20 protein-coding genes and 1 other RNA gene are annotated in these 17,986 nt (G+C 63.3%); 12 read left to right on the forward strand and 9 right to left on the reverse strand.

Annotated features, from left to right (window positions below; all coding sequences use genetic code 11):
- Window positions 1-174: 174 nt before the first annotated feature.
- A complete protein-coding gene (locus BM364_RS12425; RefSeq protein WP_092425036.1) occupies window positions 175-1,110 on the forward strand; it encodes an AEC family transporter in 936 nt (311 codons plus the stop codon).
- Here BM364_RS12425 and BM364_RS12430 read toward each other — a convergent pair.
- Window positions 1,107-2,060 (reverse strand): L-threonylcarbamoyladenylate synthase, encoded by a 954-nt coding sequence (locus tag BM364_RS12430; RefSeq protein WP_092425038.1) that lies wholly within the window; start codon window positions 2,058-2,060, stop codon window positions 1,107-1,109. The genes BM364_RS12425 and BM364_RS12430 overlap by 4 nt on opposite strands.
- Window positions 2,061-2,123: 63 nt before the next feature.
- On the opposite strand from BM364_RS12430, the gene BM364_RS12435 reads away from it, so the two are divergent.
- The 4 genes from BM364_RS12435 (at window position 2,124) to BM364_RS12450 (ending at window position 4,788) form a co-directional block, all read left to right on the forward strand.
- The gene (locus BM364_RS12435) at window positions 2,124-3,071 is read left to right on the forward strand and encodes a histone deacetylase family protein (protein WP_092425040.1); all 948 of its coding nucleotides are present in this window, start codon (window positions 2,124-2,126) and stop codon (window positions 3,069-3,071) included.
- A 9-nt stretch (window positions 3,072-3,080) separates the two neighbouring features.
- Window positions 3,081-3,329 carry an exodeoxyribonuclease VII small subunit gene (locus tag BM364_RS12440; protein ID WP_092425042.1) on the forward strand — a complete coding sequence of 83 codons (249 nt, stop codon included), beginning with the start codon at window positions 3,081-3,083 and terminating at the stop codon, window positions 3,327-3,329.
- A gap of 128 nt (window positions 3,330-3,457) precedes the next feature.
- Window positions 3,458-4,057 carry an SCO family protein gene (locus BM364_RS12445; RefSeq protein ID WP_092425044.1) on the forward strand — a complete coding sequence of 200 codons (600 nt, stop codon included), beginning with the start codon at window positions 3,458-3,460 and terminating at the stop codon, window positions 4,055-4,057.
- On the forward strand, window positions 4,054-4,788 hold the full coding sequence (locus BM364_RS12450) for a TlyA family RNA methyltransferase (protein ID WP_092425046.1): 735 nt from the start codon (window positions 4,054-4,056) through the stop codon (window positions 4,786-4,788). Before BM364_RS12445 ends, BM364_RS12450 begins: the two co-directional genes overlap by 4 nt.
- 22 nt (window positions 4,789-4,810) lie before the next feature.
- On the opposite strand, the gene BM364_RS12455 is transcribed toward BM364_RS12450, so the two are convergent.
- The 3 genes from BM364_RS12455 to BM364_RS12465 form a co-directional block, all read right to left on the reverse strand.
- Window positions 4,811-5,320: a CAP domain-containing protein gene (locus tag BM364_RS12455; protein ID WP_092425048.1), complete on the reverse strand. Its 510-nt coding sequence runs from the start codon at window positions 5,318-5,320 to the stop codon at window positions 4,811-4,813.
- A gap of 15 nt (window positions 5,321-5,335) precedes the next feature.
- Window positions 5,336-6,184 carry an aminoglycoside phosphotransferase family protein gene (locus BM364_RS12460; RefSeq protein WP_175528588.1) on the reverse strand — a complete coding sequence of 283 codons (849 nt, stop codon included), beginning with the start codon at window positions 6,182-6,184 and terminating at the stop codon, window positions 5,336-5,338.
- A gap of 215 nt (window positions 6,185-6,399) precedes the next feature.
- Window positions 6,400-7,821, reverse strand: coding sequence for a DNA recombination protein RmuC (locus BM364_RS12465; RefSeq protein ID WP_092425052.1), 1,422 nt, complete (start codon window positions 7,819-7,821; stop codon window positions 6,400-6,402).
- A gap of 135 nt (window positions 7,822-7,956) precedes the next feature.
- Here BM364_RS12465 and def point away from each other — a divergent pair, with 135 nt between their 5' ends.
- The 3 genes from def to truA all read left to right on the forward strand — a co-directional run bounded on the left by def (window position 7,957) and on the right by truA (window position 10,622).
- Window positions 7,957-8,472 (forward strand): peptide deformylase, encoded by a 516-nt coding sequence (gene def, locus BM364_RS12470; RefSeq protein ID WP_092425054.1) that lies wholly within the window; start codon window positions 7,957-7,959, stop codon window positions 8,470-8,472.
- A 152-nt stretch (window positions 8,473-8,624) separates the two neighbouring features.
- Window positions 8,625-9,548, forward strand: a complete 924-nt coding sequence (gene fmt, locus BM364_RS12475; protein WP_092425056.1) for a methionyl-tRNA formyltransferase — start codon at window positions 8,625-8,627, stop codon at window positions 9,546-9,548.
- 303 nt (window positions 9,549-9,851) lie between these two features.
- Window positions 9,852-10,622: a tRNA pseudouridine(38-40) synthase TruA gene (gene truA / locus BM364_RS12480; protein ID WP_092425353.1), complete on the forward strand. Its 771-nt coding sequence runs from the start codon at window positions 9,852-9,854 to the stop codon at window positions 10,620-10,622.
- 116 nt (window positions 10,623-10,738) lie between these two features.
- On the opposite strand, the gene BM364_RS12485 is transcribed toward truA, so the two are convergent.
- The 5 genes from BM364_RS12485 to BM364_RS12505 all read right to left on the reverse strand — a co-directional run bounded on the left by BM364_RS12485 (window position 10,739) and on the right by BM364_RS12505 (window position 14,840).
- Complete coding sequence (locus BM364_RS12485) at window positions 10,739-11,299, reverse strand: hypothetical protein (protein ID WP_092425058.1); 561 nt, start codon at window positions 11,297-11,299, stop codon at window positions 10,739-10,741.
- A gap of 16 nt (window positions 11,300-11,315) precedes the next feature.
- Window positions 11,316-11,861, reverse strand: coding sequence for a hypothetical protein (locus tag BM364_RS12490; RefSeq protein WP_092425061.1), 546 nt, complete (start codon window positions 11,859-11,861; stop codon window positions 11,316-11,318).
- The gene (gene dapE, locus BM364_RS12495; protein WP_092425063.1) at window positions 11,858-13,012 is read right to left on the reverse strand and encodes a succinyl-diaminopimelate desuccinylase; all 1,155 of its coding nucleotides are present in this window, start codon (window positions 13,010-13,012) and stop codon (window positions 11,858-11,860) included. Before dapE ends, BM364_RS12490 begins: the two co-directional genes overlap by 4 nt.
- 2 nt (window positions 13,013-13,014) lie before the next feature.
- A complete protein-coding gene (gene dapD / locus BM364_RS12500) occupies window positions 13,015-13,857 on the reverse strand; it encodes a 2,3,4,5-tetrahydropyridine-2,6-dicarboxylate N-succinyltransferase (protein WP_092425065.1) in 843 nt (280 codons plus the stop codon).
- Window positions 13,858-13,976: 119 nt separating this feature from the next.
- The gene (locus tag BM364_RS12505; RefSeq protein WP_244542860.1) at window positions 13,977-14,840 is read right to left on the reverse strand and encodes an LOG family protein; all 864 of its coding nucleotides are present in this window, start codon (window positions 14,838-14,840) and stop codon (window positions 13,977-13,979) included.
- 166 nt (window positions 14,841-15,006) lie between these two features.
- On the opposite strand from BM364_RS12505, the gene BM364_RS12510 reads away from it, so the two are divergent.
- The 4 genes from BM364_RS12510 to BM364_RS12525 all read left to right on the forward strand — a co-directional run bounded on the left by BM364_RS12510 (window position 15,007) and on the right by BM364_RS12525 (window position 17,923).
- Entirely contained in the window at window positions 15,007-15,585 is a 579-nt protein-coding gene (locus BM364_RS12510; protein WP_092425069.1) for a hypothetical protein, read from the forward strand.
- Between the two features lie 51 nt (window positions 15,586-15,636).
- Window positions 15,637-15,733, forward strand: an RNA gene (gene ffs / locus BM364_RS12515) — signal recognition particle sRNA small type.
- A 91-nt stretch (window positions 15,734-15,824) separates the two neighbouring features.
- Window positions 15,825-17,603, forward strand: coding sequence for a DNA polymerase III subunit gamma/tau (locus BM364_RS12520; RefSeq protein WP_280140650.1), 1,779 nt, complete (start codon window positions 15,825-15,827; stop codon window positions 17,601-17,603).
- Window positions 17,600-17,923 carry a YbaB/EbfC family nucleoid-associated protein gene (locus BM364_RS12525; protein WP_092425073.1) on the forward strand — a complete coding sequence of 108 codons (324 nt, stop codon included), beginning with the start codon at window positions 17,600-17,602 and terminating at the stop codon, window positions 17,921-17,923. The genes BM364_RS12520 and BM364_RS12525 overlap by 4 nt, the downstream gene beginning before the upstream one ends.
- Window positions 17,924-17,986 lie beyond the last annotated feature (63 nt).

The raw sequence follows: 17,986 nt of genomic DNA on the forward strand, positions 1-17,986 counted from the left end.
CTGGCCTCCAGAGTTGTGTTTCGTATTTACGTCATCTGGTTTCGTTTTAGAAGAGCGCGGCTTTCGTTTTAGCGCATTGCCCGATGTGGGCGGGCGCTACCATACCAGCCTGGTTGACCCTTCCGCCGCAAGGGGCTAGGCCTGCCCCATTCTTTGGGCCCGGACCTTCGGCCAATGCTCGACATCATCTACGTCATTCTGCCCATCTTCGCCCTGATGGGGCTGGGCTATGTCGCCGTGGCGCGGCACCTGTTTCCGGCCGAAGGCGTCAAAAGCCTGATCGCCTTCGTTAACAATTTCGCGACGCCCTGCCTTCTCTACTATTCCATCTCAACGAGCGACTTCCGCTCCGCGTTCAATCTGGCGATCATCGGCCCGTTCTACCTAGGGGCGATCATCTGCTTCGTCGTGGGGATCGTGCTGGCGCGGCGCGTCTTCGGCAACCGGCCGGGCGAGAGCGTGGCCGTCGGGTTTTCAGGCACATTTACCAACACCGTGCTGGTCGGCCTGCCGATCATCACCCGCGCCTATGGCGATGGCGCCCTGCCCGTGATCCTGTCGATCATCGGCCTTCATGGCGCGATCCTGCTTTCGCTCGGGATGATGACCATGGAACTGGTGCGGCGTGATGGGCAGCCGCTGTTCAGGACGCTCGTCGTTGCGGTGCGCCGGATCGTCTCCAATCCGCTGATCTGGGGCATTGCCGCGGGCATCATCGGCTCACTGCTCGAGATCCAGTTGATCGAACCGGCAGAAGCCTTTTTCATGATGATGGGCCAGGCTGTGGTTCCCGCCGCGCTGTTTGGCATCGGGGGCGCCCTTGTCGAATTCAAGCTGTCGGAAAACTGGAAGCAGGCGCTTGTCGCTTCGCTGATCAAGCTGATCGTCCACCCGGCCCTCGCCTATGTGCTGATGATCTGGGTCCTGCAGGTGCCGCTCGAAATCGCCCGATATGGCATTCTGCTCGCCGCCATGCCGGCAGGGGTCAATATCTATGTGTTCGCCACCTATTATGACCGGGGCATCAGCGTTGCGACCAATACGATCCTGATTGCCACCGTGCTGTCGGCCGCAACGATTACGGGTTGGCTTTACGTCCTGTCGCTTTAGCGGCCCGGCTCGTCGCGCGGCGCTGCCGCTCTTTGCAGCCGGTCATTGATGGCTTCGCCCAAGCCCTCATGCGGGATCGGAGCGACGGCAATGGTTTTGGCGCCGGTCGCATCGAGTTCGTGCAGCATGGAAAAGAGGTTGCGGGCGGCTTCGTGGAGATCGCCGGTTTCCGACAGATTGCGGATTTCGCCGGCAAAGCTGGGGGCGGGACCGAAGGCGAGAAAGGCTTCCCCGGGTCGGGGCGTTGTCTCGAGCCGCATATGGGCATTGGGCGCGTAATGGCTGAGGAGCATGCCGGGCGCCGATATCCTGGCCCCCCTTGCCGCGCTCAGAACTTTGATCCCGAACCGCCTTTCGATCTCGCTGCGGGCAAGGGCTCCTGCACGCAGCTGGATGATGGTGTCGCCGTCGATGGCGATGATGGTGGATTCAACGCCAGCCTTGCAGGGTCCGCCATCGAGCACCGGCACGCGACCGCCGAAGCCGCGCTCGACCTGGCTGGCGGTGGTGGGCGAGAGTCTGCCCGAAGGATTGGCCGAGGGTGCGGCAAGCGGACGATCAGCGGCGCGCAAAAGCGCAAGGGACAGCGGATGATCGGGCATGCGCAGCGCCACGGTGTCGAGCCCGGCCGTCGCCACATCGGCAAGCCCATGGCCCTCTCGGAGCGGGAGGACGATGCTGAGCGGGCCGGGCCAGAACGCGTCGGCCAGCTGGCGCGCGAGAGGGGAAAAATCGGCAAGCCGCTCGGCCATGGCCCGATCGGCCACATGCACGATCAGGGGATTGAACCGCGGCCGGCCCTTGGTTTCGTAGATCGACAGGACGGCATCTGGATCCGTCGCGTCGGCGCCGAGCCCATAAACGGTCTCGGTGGGAAAGGCGACGAGTTGTCCGGCGCGCAGCAGCGCGGCGGCATCCGCAATGGCTTGGTCGTCTGCATTCAGGATCATGCCGCTGTTTGACAATGGCGCCCGCCCGCGTCAAGACGGAAGGGCTCAACCGGAAGGCCCGTCGTGACCACGCTTCTCGTCAGCCAGCCCAATTTCGCCGACCACCAGACGCCTCAGGGACACCCCGAACGCGCCGACCGCATCCAGGCGGTCAACGAGGCGCTGGAGGATGACCATTTCGCCGATCTCGTGCGGCGGGAGGCGCCCTATGGCGACATCACGCTCGCCGAACTCGTGCATGACGGGCGCTATATGGAGCAATTGCGCGCGGCACGCCCGAGCGAAGGCATCGGGCAGATCGATGGCGATACGTTTATCTCGGCGGATTCGCTCTCGGTCGCGGCAACGGGGCTCGGCGGAGCGCTGGCAGGGCTCGACGCGGTGTTGCTGGGCGAGGTGGACAACGCCTTCTGCGCCATCCGGCCGCCCGGGCACCATGCCGAGATCGACCGGCCGATGGGGTTTTGCCTCATCAACACCGTCGCCATCGCGGCACGCGAGGCGCAGCGCAAATATGGCGCGGAGCGGGTGGCGATCATCGATTTCGACGTGCATCACGGCAATGGCACGCAGGATATCTTTGCTGCCGATGCGAGCGTGTTTTACGCTTCAAGCCACCAGATGCCGCTTTTTCCCGGCACGGGGCACCCAAGCGAAACGGGCGCCGGCAATATAGTCAACGCAGCGCTCAGGGCCCAGAGCGATGGGGAGATGATGCGGCTCGCTTATAGCGAAACCATCCTGCCCGCGCTCGACGATTTCGCGCCCGACCTGATCCTTCTGTCGGCCGGGTTCGACGCGCATCACCGCGATCCCCTGGCCCAGCTCGACTGGGACAATGCCGACTTTGCCTGGCTCACGGCGAAGTTGATGGACGTGGCCGAGCGGCGATGCGGCAATCGCATTGTGTCGCTGCTCGAAGGTGGCTATGACCTCAAGGGCCTTGCCGGCGGCGTGCGCCAGCACGTGGCGGCGCTGATGAGCGGGGCTGCGAACACACTCAAGGACTAGGATTGCCTGATGGCTGAAACCGCTGACGATGTGAAAGCCCTCAGCTTCGAGGCGGCGCTGGAACAGCTCGAACAGATCGTGCAGAAGCTTGAAAGCGGCCGGGCGCCGCTGGCTGAATCGATCGCCATCTATGAGCGCGGCGAAGCGCTGAAGGCCCATTGCGAGATGCTGCTCAAGACAGCCGAAGCGCGGATCGAGAAAATCACGCTCAGCCGCGACGGCAAGGCCACGGGCACCGAACCGCTCGACGCAAACTAAGGATTGCGGGGGGCGCTGGCGTTCGCCCTCCCCTTGCGGAGAGGGAGGGACACCGCGGCGCGCATAAATAATAATATGCGTCCCGGCTATGACGGAGACGTTCGGACCACGGTCCGTGGAAATCGAGCATGACAACCAACAAGACCCTTCGAAATTTCCGGATCGTGCTGTGGGTGCTGGTGGCGGTGGCGGCGCTGGGGGCGACGTGGCTCTATCTCTATCGCCCGCCGCAACGGCCGCTCGGGATCAGCGGGCAGGAATTCGCGCTCGCCTCGACCAAGGGGGGCACGTTTACCCAGAACGATCTGGTCGGCACGCCGACGCTGCTGTTCTTCGGCTATACGTTTTGCCCCGATGTGTGCCCCACCACGCTTGCCGAAGCGACGGCCTGGCGGGCGCAGCTGGGGCTGGAGCCGGACGATCTGCGCATCGTTTTCGTGACCGTCGACCCCGAGCGCGACACGCTCGACATGGTGAAGGGCTATGTCGAGGGGTTCGACCCCTCGGTGATCGGGCTGGTCGGCAACGAGGCCGAGACCAATGATGTCAAGGCAGCCTTTGGCGTCTTTTCGGAAAAAGCGGGCGATGTCGAGAGCGAGTTCTACCTTGTCAATCATACCGCGCTGACCTTTCTGATCGACCGGCAGGGTGCGTTTCAGGGCACTATTGCCTATGAAGAGGCGCAGGACACCGCCCTGGCCAAGGTCGAGCGGCTGGTGAAGGGGTGACGCGAATCCGGCTCGACCTGGCGCTCGAGCAGCGGGGACTGTTGCCGAGCCGGGCGCGGGCACGCGACGCGGTGTTGCGCGGCACGGTGCGCGTCAATGGTGCGCCAGCCAAAAAGCCCAACCAGATGGTGACCCCTGAGGATCTGATCGCGCTCGATGATCCGGCGGCGCACTATGTTTCGCGGGCTGCGCTCAAGCTGATGGCCGGGCTCGATGCCGGCGGAATCGCCGTTGGGGGGAAGACCTGCCTTGATGTGGGCGCCTCGACCGGCGGCTTTACTCAGGTGCTGATCGAGCGCGGGGCGGCCAAGATTTTTGCCGTGGATGTGGGGCATGACCAATTGCACGAGCGCCTGCGGGGCGAGCCGCGCGTCGCAAGCCTCGAGGGTCTTAATGCGCGGGATCTCTCGGCCGAAACGATCGCCGAGCCGATCGATCTGCTGGTGTCCGATGTCAGTTTCGTTTCGGTGACCAAGGTGCTCGCGGCGCCGCTTGGGCTTTGTGCGCCGACGGCCGAAGCGGTGATCCTGTTCAAGCCGCAATTCGAAGTGGGCCGGGATTTCGTCGGCAAGGGCGGGATCGTCTCCGATGTCGGGGCGTCTGCGCGGGCAATGGCCGAGGTCATCGGCTTTGTCGAGGCGCGGGGGTTTGCCCATCGGCTCAGTGTCGCCTCGCCTATCGCCGGAGGCGATGGGAATCTCGAGACGGTGCTGGTTTTCGGGCGAAGGTGAAAGCTGCCCTCGGGGAGCAAGCCTATCCGTAAACCCGCCAGGCATCGAAACTGCCGCCGGCGATCATGGCCCAATAGGGTTTGCCGGAGCTGGTGCGGGCGACAGCGAGGCCGAATTCGGTGAATTTGGATGAGAGCAGCGTATTGCGGTGGCCCTGGCTTGCGAGCCAGCCTTCGATCGCTTCGGGCAAGGTCTTGTAGCCCTTGGCGACGTTTTCGCCCACAGCTCCCCCATAGCCGGCATCGGTGACACGCTGGCGCAGGGTGACACCGAGATCGTGGCTGAGCGTATCCTTGCTCGCCATGAGCCGGGCCTGGGAACGGGCGGCGGTTTCGAGCCGGGGATTATAGGTCCAGGCGGGCGCGCCATTGGCCTTGCGGGTCGCGTTGATCGCGGCAAGGATCTGCTCGCGGCTGAGCTCCTCGGGCCGATTGGACACCGTTGCCGGCAGGGGAGGAACAGTGGCCGCACAGGCAGACAACAGCCCTGCGGCCCCAAGGACGAGAAAGGCGCGGCGGGTGGTTTGCGTCATGAACAGGATACCCGGTCAGGCCAAATCATAGGCGCTGAGAAGATTGGGCAGGCACGCAAGCTGCGCGGTGATGGCATTACCCGCCTCAAGATCCCAGCAGGCCGAAAGCGCAGCGTGGGCGGCGGCCCAGCCCAGGATGCGCTTGCGCGGATAGCCGAGGCGATCGGCAAGAATATCGGCCCGCGTGTTGATGCGGCGCGGATCGGCTGCGATATCGAGGCCACGCGCAGGATTGAGGAAGACATTGGCGGTTTCGTAGGCAGGATCGCCAATGAGCCCCTTGGGATCGATGGCCAGCCAGCCGCGATCGGAGGACAGAATATTGTCGTGGTGGAGATCGCCATGAAGCGGCACGACTGCGCTCGGGCGATCAAAGAGCTTGAGCGCAATGCCAGCGGAGCGGGCATAAAGATCGCGCGCGGTATGGGGCCAGGCCCGCACATCGGTGTCGAACAGGGTCTGGAAGCGGTCGCGCAGCGGTTCAAGATCGTCCGGGGCATCGGGGCGCTGGCGGTGAAGACCTGAAACCACCGAAGCGATGGCGATCGTTCCCTCGTCATCCCGCCCGGCGCGCACGGGCTCGCCCAGCGTGCCGCCACTGAGCCATTCCATGAAGACTGTGTCGCCATGAATGTCGAAGACCGTCGCGGCGCCAAGCCCTTCATACCACTGCAAAAGCCGGGCGCCCCTGCCCTCTTCGAGCGATGCTGCGGGCTTGCTGATCTTGAGCGCGGCGAAATTGCGGCCGTTCTGTTCGACCCGGAAAAGCCATGCATGCGGCGTTTCGGCGACCGGCGTCGCCTTGGTAAGCGACCAGCGGATCAGGGCGCGGTTGAGCGCCGTTTCGACAGGAGACTGATTCATCATGTCGCCATTAGAGCGTTTTGAGCCGATTTGCCCAGAGTTTTCGGGGAATGGAGATCAGCGCTCTGTGGCGGGAGAAGATGGTGGGAGTGTGGTGAAGGGTGGATCGGGGTGATGCGTGCTGGTCGGCAAAACCCCTCACCCTAACCCTCTCCCGGAAGGACGAGGAGATGTCATCGCGTTCGCGGTGAGGCTCGTTCGCTTGGCGAAAACCTCTAGTTGCGGTCGCCCGGCTCTTCGCCGACGAGGCGCAGGGTGGGGTGGTCGTCGGCGCCGCCTGCCCAGCCCGGGGGGAGGGTCTTGGAGGATTTGGCGCCGAGTTCGCGCAGCATTTCGACCTGGCGGATGACATTGCCGCGGCCGGTCGAGAGCTGGTCCTTGGCCTTGGCGAAATCCTGGCTCGCGCGATCGATGCTGGTGCCGACCTTGTCCATGGTGGCGAGAAACCCCGCCACTTTTTCATAGAGCGCGCCGGCGCGCTCGGCGATGTCCTCGGCGTTCTGATGGCGTTTTTCGATGTCCCAGACATTGCGCACGGTGCGCAGCACGGTCATCAGGGTTGTCGGCGTCGTCAGCATGACCCCCTTGCCCATGCCGAATTCGACGAGCTTGGCATCATGCTGGATCGCGGTGGCGAGAGCAGATTCGATGGGCACGAACATCATCACATAGTCGAGGCTGGATTTTGCTGCGCGGTGATAGCTCTTGTCGCCAAGGGTCGTGATATGGCCACGCACCGAAGTGATATGAGCGCGAAGATGCTGGTCCCGGTCGAGTTCTTCGCTGTTCACGAAGGCTTCGAACGCGGTGAGCGACACTTTTGAATCGATCACCAGCCGATCGCCATTGGGCATCAGGATTTCGACGTCGGTACGGACCCGCTGGCCGTCCTCGCCACTATGGCTCTGCTGGGTGAAAAACTGCTCGCCCTCGCGCAGGCCCGATTGCTCGAGAATGGTCGAAAGGATCATTTCGCCCCAGGCGCCCTGGGTCTGAGAATTGCCCTTGAGGGCGCGTGTCAGGTTCTGCGCTTCGGTCGTGATCTGAAGATTGCTTTCGGCCAGGGCGCGGATGCGTTCGCCCATGGCCGAGCGGTCTTCGACGAGGTTCTTGTGAAACTCGGTGATCTTGTCCTGCAAAGGCTTGAGCAGCGTATCGACCTGCTCCCGGTTCTGCCGCGTAAAGGTTTCCCCATGGCTCTTGAGCACATCGCCGGCAATGGCCTTGAACTCATCGGTCATCTGCTGGCGCGCATCCATGAAGCGCTTGAGATTGGCCTCGTTCTGGCGCGCCTGTTCGTCGAGCCTCGTGCGCATCGCGGCCAGTTCGGCCATCAGTTCACTGTTCTTTTCACGCTCCGTCTCGATCAGTTCGGCGGCCCGTTCGCGCTCGCGCAGTAGCGTCAGCTCGCCGTCGCGCAGACGCGCATCGCGTTGCGCAATCTGTTCAAGAAAGCTTGCCTTGAGGCTTTCGCCGGCTTCGCGCGCTGCAGCCTCTGCCCGTTCGGCATTGGCGCGGGCGGAACCGACCACAAGGAAAACGCCCGATGCCAGCAGCACCAGAACGCCCATGGCAAGGGCAAGACCCAGGGTGACCGGCAGCGAACCGGCCGTGAACAAAACTGTTTCAAGGCTCATGAGCGCATCTTAGCCGATTCTCGCGTTCGCAAAATGTTCTATTCTGCAGACACTGCCGATCCGCTCTTCTGTTGACCGCAGCACCTCAAGACGCCATATCAGCACCCAAATCCAGATATTGCCGGACCTTTTGCCATGGCCATCCGCCCCATTCTCATTATTCCCGACGCGCGCCTGCGCGCAGTTGCCGATCCGATCGTTGAAGTGGACGAGGAGATCAAGACCCTGGCCAAGGACATGCTGGACACAATGTATGATGCCCCGGGCATTGGCCTTGCCGCGCCGCAGATCGGGGTGATGAAGCGGATCGTGGTGATGGATCTGGCTGGTGAAAACGAGCCGGCAACCCCGCTCGTCATGATCAATCCCGAAATCACCCATTTCGGCGAAGAGATCCAGGTGACCGAAGAGGGATGCCTGTCGATCCCGGAACTTTATTACGAAGTCGAACGCCCTTCGACCGTCACGGTGAAATATACCGATCTTGACGGCCAGGAGGTGTCGAAGGACGCTGACGGCAAGCTCGCGGTGTGCATCCAGCACGAACTCGATCATCTCGATGGCGTGCTCTATATCGACTATCTGAGCCGCTTGAAGCGAGATCGGGTGATCAAGAAGTTCGACAAGCAGGCAAAGCTCGCGGCGCGGTAGTCTTTTCTTCTCCCTCTTGGGGAGAAGGTGGCGCGAAGCGCCGGATGAGGGGGATGCTGCGGGTAAGAGTGAAGAAATCCCCTCACCCGTCTCGCCCTGCGGGCGATCCACCCTCTCCCCGAGAGGGAGAGGAACAGAAAGGCCAAGCCAAAATGCGCGTCGTTTTCATGGGTACGCCCGAATTTTCCGTGCCGACGCTGACCGAGATCGTTTCGTCGGGGCATGAGGTGCTGGCGGTCTATACGCGTGCGCCAAAGCCGGCGGGGCGCGGGCAGGCCGAGCGCAAGAGCCCGGTGCATGAAGCGGCCGAGAGTTTCGGCATTCCCGTTTTTACGCCCAAGAGCCTCAAGGGCGAAGCGGAGCAGGCTCAATTTGCCTCGCTCGGCGCCGATGTTGCCGTGGTGGTGGCCTATGGGCTGATCCTGCCCAAGGCTGTTCTCGATGCGCCGGCCGAAGGGTGCCTCAACCTCCATGGCTCGCTCCTGCCGCGCTGGCGGGGTGCAGCGCCGATGCAGCGCGCCATCATGGCTGGCGACCAGCAGACCGGCATCGTCGTGATGAACATGGACGAAGGCCTCGATACCGGCGCCATGGGGCCGACCGAGATCATTCCCATTGGGCCCGACATGACCGCAGGGGAACTGCACGACCAGATGATGCGCCTTGGGGCCGACCTGATGGGGCGGGCGCTGGCCGCGCTCGAGCGCGGCAGCCTTGATTTCACCCCGCAGCCGGAAACGGGCATAACTTACGCGGCCAAGATCGAGAAGGCCGAAGCCAGGCTCGATTTCTCCCGGTCTGCCGAAGAGGTGCACAACACGATCCGCGGGCTGTCGCCCTTTCCGGGCGCGTGGTTCGAACTTGAGCTCGGGGGCAAGCCGACGCGGATCAAGGCGCTGCGCTCGAGCCTGGCGACAGGCAGCGGCGCGCCGGGCGCGTTGATCGGGCCGGATCTGACCATTGCTTGCGGCACAGGGGCGGTGAAGCTCACCCAAGTGCAGCGCGAGGGCAAGGGCGCCATGGATGCGGCGATGTTTCTGCGTGGTGCGGGGGTTCTGCCGGAGCGGGTGGGTTGAGCGAGTTTACCCCCATCCCACCTCCCCCCGAGAGAGGGAGGAGCCTGCCGGTGGATGTCGACAATATCCACTTTATTTCCACTGCCTCACGGGCACCCTCCACCTCTCCTTCTGGGGGAGACGTCGGCCCAAAGGGCGGGGTGAGGGGGTCCTTCGTGAGGTTCGTGGTTGTCAAAGCCCCCCTCACCCGCCGGCTTTGCCGTCGACCTCTCCCCCAGAGGGAGAGGTGGGGCAACTCACGACCGTCGGCTATTCCGCATGCTGTCGCCCTGCTCTCAGACCAAGATCAGGTGGGGGGCGTTGTTGCCGCGCTATAAAATCGTCCTCGAATATGACGGAACCCCCTTCTGCGGCTGGCAGCGGCAGGCGGATCGGATGAGCGTGCAGCAGGCGCTGGAGGAGTCGATCTATCGCTTTTCTGGCGAAAAGGCGGTGACCCAGGCTTCGGGTCGGACCGATGCGGGGGTGCATGCGCTGGGCCAGGTGGTGCATTTCGACCTTGCGAGCGCGCGCGATCCGTTCCGGGTGCGCGAGGCGCTCAACTATCATCTTAAGCCCAATCCGGCAGCGGTGCTGGACTGTTTTCAGGTCGATGAGAGTTTCGAGGCGCGGTTCTCGGCGCTGGCGCGGCACTATGAATATCGCATCCTCAACCGGAGAGCGCCGGCCGCGCTTGAGCGCAACCATGTCTGGCACGTGCCGGCCCCGCTCGATGCGGACCGGATGCACGAGGCGGCGCAGTTGATCCTCGGGCGGCACGATTTCACGACCTTCCGCTCGGCCGAATGCCAGGCCAATTCACCCATTCGCACGCTCGACCATTTTGCCGTGCGGCGCGAACGCGATCATGTCGTCATAACCGCCAGTGCGCGCAGCTTTTTGCACCACCAGGTGCGCTCTATGGTCGGCTCGCTCAAGCGCGTCGGCGAAGGCAAGTGGAGCCCGGCTGATTTCCGCGCTGCGCTCGATGCCGCCGATCGCCGCCGCTGCGGCCCGATGGCGCCTTCGGCTGGGCTTTATTTTGTGAGAGTGGATTATCCGGCAACGGATGCATCGCAAGACCCCTCACCCTAGCCCTCTCCCCAGAGGGGCGAGGGGACGATGGGGGTGATGCCGGTGCTCGAACCAACACAGTATGCGTGGTTCCTGCGTCCCCTCGCCCCTTTGGGGAGAGGGCCAGGGTGAGGGGCTTAAATTGCCGGCGCCGGCAAGAACATCGCCACCAATCCCAGGGCCAGAAACACCCCGACAGCTTGCGAGATGAACAGCAGCCCGATCTGCAAGCCCGAAAGGGTGACGATGAAGCGGCCGATATTGACGAAGGTCAGGATCGCAACGATGGCGACGGCCAGAAGAACCACAAGGCCCGCTTCCCCGAACATGGTGGACAGGAGCAGTAGCACGGCCGACACCAGGGTCACCCAATTGCTGGCCACCAGATAAGGGATGAACCCATCCTGCCGCCCCATCTGGCGAAGGACGATCATGGCCATCAACGCCTGGGCGACGAAAAGTACCGCGTTGACGATGATCGACTGGGTGGCCGCGCCCGGGGGAACGGCAAAGCCGAGCAGCAGCGGGCCGAAGCCGGCCAGCATCATGCCGGCAAGCACCGCAATGAGGCTACCCACAAGGCCCCGCTGGGAAAAATCAAAGTAAGTCGAGGCATCGCGGCGGCCCATAACCAGGGTGATGCAGCCCCGGATGGCATTGGCGGCTTCTTCAAAGAAGGGCGATTGGGGCTGGGCCAAGGGCTTGCGTCTCGTTCTAGGGTGTTGGCGCGGCGACAGGGCCGAAAAGCATGTAGAGCGTCACAGGCATGCCCACAAGCAGAACCATGGTCAAGGCCGCAAATGCCGCAGACACGCCGATCGAATAGCCTCCGGCGCGGCGGGCAAGGCAAAAGAGCAGAAAGGCAAGGCCAGCCCAGAGAAGGATCAGCACCGGCCCGGCGATCAGCGAAAGGATGGTGCCGGCAATGAGATAGGCGATCAGCGCGTAAACGCCCGGCACGAACAGGGCGAGGAAAGCCCCCTGCCCCGGCACCATGCGGCGCGTCACGAGAATGCCGATAGCCAGCGCCAGGATCGAGAGGCTCTGGACGAGGAGCGCGATCAGAAGACCCGAGAGCGGCGGCAGGCCGAGTTCGGCCGAAGCCAGAGCGACAGACAGAAGCGCGAAAAAGGCAAAGAGAGCAAGAGCGGTGACAAGACCGGGAAGGCTCAGGGCAAAGTGCCTTGCCCAATCAACATCGTTCCGGATCAAAGCGATCCACCCAAGACCTGCCTGTCGGAGCGCGGCAAAGATCTTCATGGATGTGCGGCGCCGAAGAACCGGTTCATGAACTCGGCATAAATATCGGTGAGGCCGGTGAGATCAGCGAGGGCGATATGCTCGTCGGCCTTGTGCATAGAGGGGCCGACAAGGCCGCATTCGACTACCGGGCCATATTGGGCGACGAAACGCGCGTCCGAAGTGCCGCCGCCGGTCGAATAGTGCGGGCGCGTGCCGGTAACGGCTTCGATGGCGTCGGACAGCGTGTCGATATCGGCGCTGAGCGGGGACAGGAAGGCGCGCGATGGCACGCCAGAGACCTCGAAACTGACCGCGCAGCCCTTGGCATCGACACTGGCGATGCGTGCGCGTACCCAGTCGGCAAGTGTTTCGGGCGTCCAGATGTCGTTGTAGCGGACGTTGAACCTGAGGACGCCCGCGCCGGGGATCACGTTCGAGACGGGATTGCCGACATCGACCGTGGTGACTTCAAGATTGCTCGCCGGGAAATGCTCGGTGCCGGTATCGAGCTTTTCGGTGCTGAGCGCGGAGACGATAGAGGCAAGGACCGGCAAGGGGTTGTTGGCCTTGTGCGGATAGGCGACGTGCCCCTGAACGCCCTTGACCGTCACGGCACCCGAAAACGAGCCGCGACGGCCGATCTTGATACTGTCGCCCAGCGTCTCGGCGGAACTGGGCTCACCAACGAGGGCGAAGTCAAAACCATGGCCGTTGTCTGCCATCCAGCGGACGAGCTTTTCGGTGCCGTTGATGGCATCGGCTTCTTCGTCATTGGTGATGGCGAGTTGGATCGTACCGGCTTCCGCCGGGATGCGGGAGGCGGCCGCGACGAAAGCTGCGACCCCCGATTTCATGTCGGCCGTGCCGCGGCCAAAAAGTTTGCCCCCATCGATGCGGGGCACAAAGGGATCGCTCGCCCACTGTGCAGGATCGCCGGGCGGCACGACATCGGTGTGGCCGGCAAAAAGCAGCCGGCGCCCACCCGTGCCGCGGGTGGCAAAGAGATTGTCGACGGGATAGGACCCATCGCCCTCAAAGCGCAGATAGGTCACCGCAAAGCCGATCGCTTCGAGTTCGCGCCCCAGAAGATCGAGCACACCTGCGGTTTGAGGGGTGACCGAAGGACAGGCGACGAGCCGTTCGAGCAGGCTTTGCGGGTCGATAGTCATCTTCAGTCGCGCAGGAGTTCGTTGATGCCGGTCTTGGAGCGGGTTTGCGCATCGACGGTCTTGACGATCACGGCGCAGTAAAGGCTCGGGCCGGGCGTGCCGTCGGGCAGCGGCTTGCCGGGAAGGGAGCCGGAAACAACCACCGAATAGGGCGGCACCTTGCCCATATGGACTTCGCCCGTCTGGCGATTGACGATTTTTGTCGAGGCGCCGATGAAGACGCCCATGGAAATGACCGAGCCTTCGCCGACGACAACGCCTTCAACGACTTCCGAGCGCGCGCCGATAAAGCAATTGTCTTCGATGATGGTGGGATTGGCCTGAAGCGGCTCAAGCACGCCACCGATACCGACACCGCCGGAAAGATGCACGTTCTTGCCAATCTGGGCGCAGGAGCCGACCGTGGCCCAGGTGTCGACCATGGTGCCTTCGTCGACATAGGCGCCCAGGTTCACAAAGCTAGGCATGAGGATGACGCCCTTGCCGATAAAGGCAGACTGGCGCACGACCGCGCCGGGCACAGTGCGGAAGCCGGCGGCGCGATAATGGTTTTCGCTCCAGCCGAGGAATTTCGAGGGCACCTTGTCGAACCAGTGCGCTCCGCCCGGCGCGCCCTCGATCAGGACATTGTCGTTGAGGCGGAAAGAAAGCAGCACCGCTTTCTTGAGCCACTGATTGACCTGCCAGTCGCCATCGACCTTCTCGGCAACGCGCGCTTCGCCAGAATCGAGCAGCGCCAGGGCGGTGTCCACGGCATCGCGCACTTCACCGGTGGTGGCCAAATTGACCTCGGCCCGATTTTCGAAAGCGGCTTCGATGACGGCGGAAAGCTGGGCGTGCGACATGGCGGGTCCTTGAGGCAGAATACTGCGCGGACCATAGCGGGGACGGACGGAGTGTCAATTGGATTGCACGGCAGGCCCCCCTCCCCCTGGCGGGGAGGGCTGGGGAGGGAGCGCTTTTCTTAATTGCCCGCCAGCTCCGGCTCTGGGAGTTCGGGGAGATCATAAAATTCGCGGACGACGTCCCAACCCTCGGCGGCTGTGTCGACGAGAGTAAAGAGGTCGGGGTCGTTCGGGGCGATGGTGCCGGCCTCGGCGAGAGCTTCGAGATTGATGACCTTGCCCCAGAACTCCTTGCCAAAGAGGAGAACCGGCACGCGGTCCATGCGGCCGGTCTGGATCAGCGTCAGGGTCTCGAAAAATTCGTCGAGCGTGCCGAACCCGCCGGGAAACACGGCGACCGCTTTAGCGCGCAGAAGAAAGTGGATTTTGCGCGTGGCAAAATAGTGGAAATTGAACGACAGGTCAGGCGTCACATAAAGATTGGGGGCCTGCTCGTGCGGCAGGACGATGTTGAGCCCGATCGAGGGCGCACCCATATCCGTTGCGCCGCGATTGCCCGCTTCCATGACGCCGGGGCCACCACCGGTGACCACGACATACTCGGAAAAATCGGTGGCAGCAGAAGCCTGAGAGGCAAGCTGGGCGAAGCGTCGCGCTTCTTCATAATAGCGCGAAGCCGCTTCGAGATTGGCTTTTTGAACTTCGTTCTTCGCGGCCCATGCCGGCTTGCCGGGCTCGGGAATGCGTGCGCCGCCAAAGAGCACCACGGTCGAGGTGATGCCATGCTCGCGCAGGCGGTGCTCGGTCTTGAGATATTCGAGCTGAAAGCGAATGCCGCGCGTGTCCTCCGAAGTGAGGAACTCGTCATCGGCAAAGGCGAGGCGATAAGCGGCGCTTTCGGTCTGCGGCGTCTGCGGGGCCTTCTTGGACGCGGCGACGTCTTCGCCCGAAGTGCGCAAGGGGGTGGGATGGCGTCTGGCCAAGAGGCTTCTCCGGTTCCGATCCGGCACTATTGCCGAAGCGCCGCAATGTGGCGCATTTGCACAGGGCATAACCTTTCAAAGCCGCCGTGGGCAAGGGCAGGGGCGCGCCATTCGTGTCCCCTTGCGGTTGACCATGACGAGATGTCCGGTCGATAAGGAGAGCGAGATGGAAATTCCGCAGGACATAAAGAACGCTCTCTGGCCGCTGGCCCTGCCGTTTCTGGCGTGCCTTGCGCTGTTCATCATCTCGCAGGTTTTGTTCGGGCAGGCGCGCAACATCGAGGTTCCGCCTGCGCCTGAAACCCTCTTTGCCGAGCGCGTGCGGCTCGATACGGTCAGCCATACGCGCGAACGCATCCGCATCCCCGGGCCGCTCGACGGCACGACGCGTCCGGTGCGACTTGCCCAGTCAAACGATTGGCCGGGCATCACCTTCCGCTTCGATGGACTGGCGGCAGGCGTTTCCATCCAGCCGCCGGTCACTTTCGACTTGTATGTGTCACGCAGCCTTGCCGAGGCGGCCGAGACGCACCGGCAGTTTCCCAATGTTTTCCCGGCGCTCACCGTTTATGGCGTTGCGGACGGGGCCGAAGTCCTGGTCGATCCGGCCGCCCATCATGAGCGCGCGGCTTCCCGGCAGCATCAGCAGCGGCTTTTTGCCTGGGGCGCGCTGGCGCTATGCCTGCTTCCTGGCTACCTGCTCTTTCATCAGGTGCGCGGCCTCTGGCGCGAACATATGGCCTGAGGCTTTCAGGCCCCCTTGCATCTTGGGCCAGGAATTTGCATATAGCCCCTCGGGAGGTTGGCGCGGACGTGTTCCTCGCCAACCGGGTCAGGTCCGGAAGGAAGCAGCCCCAACGAGATCCTCACGGGTCGTTTGCCAGCCTCCTACGCAATTCCCTGTTCTTAACTGACGATTTGGGCCGCAGGCTTTTGCGGGTTGCCGCTCATTGCCTTAAGGTCGCCGCATGATTTCAGGCAAAGTTGGCGCAAAGAGCACGATGGAGGGCAGAGATGGCTGATCCGCAAAGCACGCCCTATCTGGTGCTGGCGCGCAAATATCGCCCGCGCGATTTCTCGACCCTGGTCGGCCAGGACGCCATGGTGCAGACGCTGGGCAACGCCTTTGCGCAGAACCGCATCCACCATGCCTTTATCCTCACCGGGGTGCGCGGCGTCGGCAAGACGACGACGGCCCGCATTTTGGCGCGCGCTTTCAACTATGAAGACGAAAACGGCCGCCGCCCGACCCTTGATCTCCAAGTCGAAGGGCAGCACTGCCGCGCCATCATCGAAGGCCGGCACGTCGATGTCATCGAAATGGACGCGGCCTCCAATACCGGCATCGGCGACATTCGCGAGATCATCGATTCGGTGAAATACGGGCCGGCCTCGGCGCCCTATAAGGTCTATGTCATAGACGAGGTGCACATGCTCTCGACGGCGGCCTTCAACGGCCTTCTGAAAACGCTCGAAGAGCCGCCGCCCTATGTGAAGTTCATCTTTGCGACGACCGAAATCCGCAAGGTGCCGATCACCATCCTGTCGCGCTGCCAGCGGTTCGACCTCAGGCGCATTCCGGCCGACGTGATGACGGCCTATCTCGAAAAGATCCTGGGCGAGGAAGGCATTGGCTTCGAGCCCGATGCGCTCGCCATGATCGTGCGGGCCGGCGAAGGCTCGGCGCGCGATTCGCTGTCGCTGCTCGACCAAGCTATTGCCCATGGTGGGGGCTCGGTTTCGGCCGCCACGGTCAAGACCATGCTTGGGCTTGGCGACCGCGCGCGCATCATCGATCTTTTCGAGGATGTCATGTCCGCGCGCGTCGCCGAAGCCTTGACCGCGCTGCGCGAGCTTTATGACCTCGGCGCCGACCCACAGACGCTCTTGGCGGATCTGGCCGAATTCACCCATCTCGTTACGCGCATCAAGGTCGTGCCGGCCGCGGCCGACGATGCTTCGCTGACGCCGGACGAGCGGACGCGCGGACGCGACCTTGCCGGGCGCCTGCCGATGCGCGCCCTGACGCGCGCCTGGCAGATCCTGTTCAAGGGCAACGAGGAAACCGGCCGCGCCGGCAACGCGCTACAGGTGGCCGAGATGACGCTGATCCGGCTGGCCTATGCCGCGGATCTCCCGAGCCCGGATGAAGTGATCGCCAAGCTGTCGGGGCAGGTGCTGGCCAATGCGCCGCTGACCCCGCCGGCGCCTCGCGGCTTGCCGCCGAGCGGCGGGGGTGGTGGTAGCGGTGCAAGCGCGACGGCGTTACGCGTTGAACCCGCTCCGGCAATTGCCGATGCGACACCCGTGTCGCGGCCACAGGCGGTAGTGCAGCCGGCGCTTGCAACGGTTGCGACCTATAAGGATCTGATTGCCCTTGCGACAGCCAAGCGCGACGTGCTGGTCAAGCTGGCGCTGGAGTCGCAGATGCGGCCCGTGTCCTTCGAACAGGGCAGGATCGAGGTGGCGCTGGCCGACAATGCCGACCCGGGCATGATCGCAACGCTTTCGGCGCGCCTCCAGACCTGGACCGGGCAGCGCTGGCTGGTGATGGTTTCGACCAAGCCGCCCGAAGGCATGACGATCCGGCAGGAACGCGATCAGCGTAAGGAACAGGCAACCGCAGCGGCCCATGAGGACCCGCTGGTCAAGGCCATTCTTGAAACCTTTCCCGGGGCCAAGCTCGTTAACGTCTCGGTGCGTGACGACGAGGCCGCGGTTCCCGAAATTGCCCCGGCTCCAATCGAAGAGGACGACGAATGAAAGACATCATGGGCATGATGAAGGCCGCCAGCGAAATGAAGGGCAAGATGGAGGCCATGCAGGCCGAGCTTGCCGAAACGGTGGTCGAGGGGCGCTCCGGCGGCGGTCTCGTGACCGTCGCGCTTTCAGGCAAGGGTGACCTCAAGGGTCTCAAGATCGACCCGACGCTCGCCAACCCGGCCGAAATCGAAGTGCTCGAAGACCTGATCGTTGCCGCCTTCAACGACGCCAAGGGCAAGAGCGAAGCCGAAGTCCAGCGCCGCATGAGCGAAGTGACCGCCGGCCTGCCCATTCCGCCGGGCATGAAATTTCCGTTCTGAATTTCTGCCATCGATCTGCGACGGCCACAGAGTTCGCAACTATCCACCGGCTGTCACCCCGGC

This window comes from Devosia crocina, from assembly GCF_900116545.1.
GTDB lineage: Bacteria > Pseudomonadota > Alphaproteobacteria > Rhizobiales > Devosiaceae > Devosia > Devosia crocina.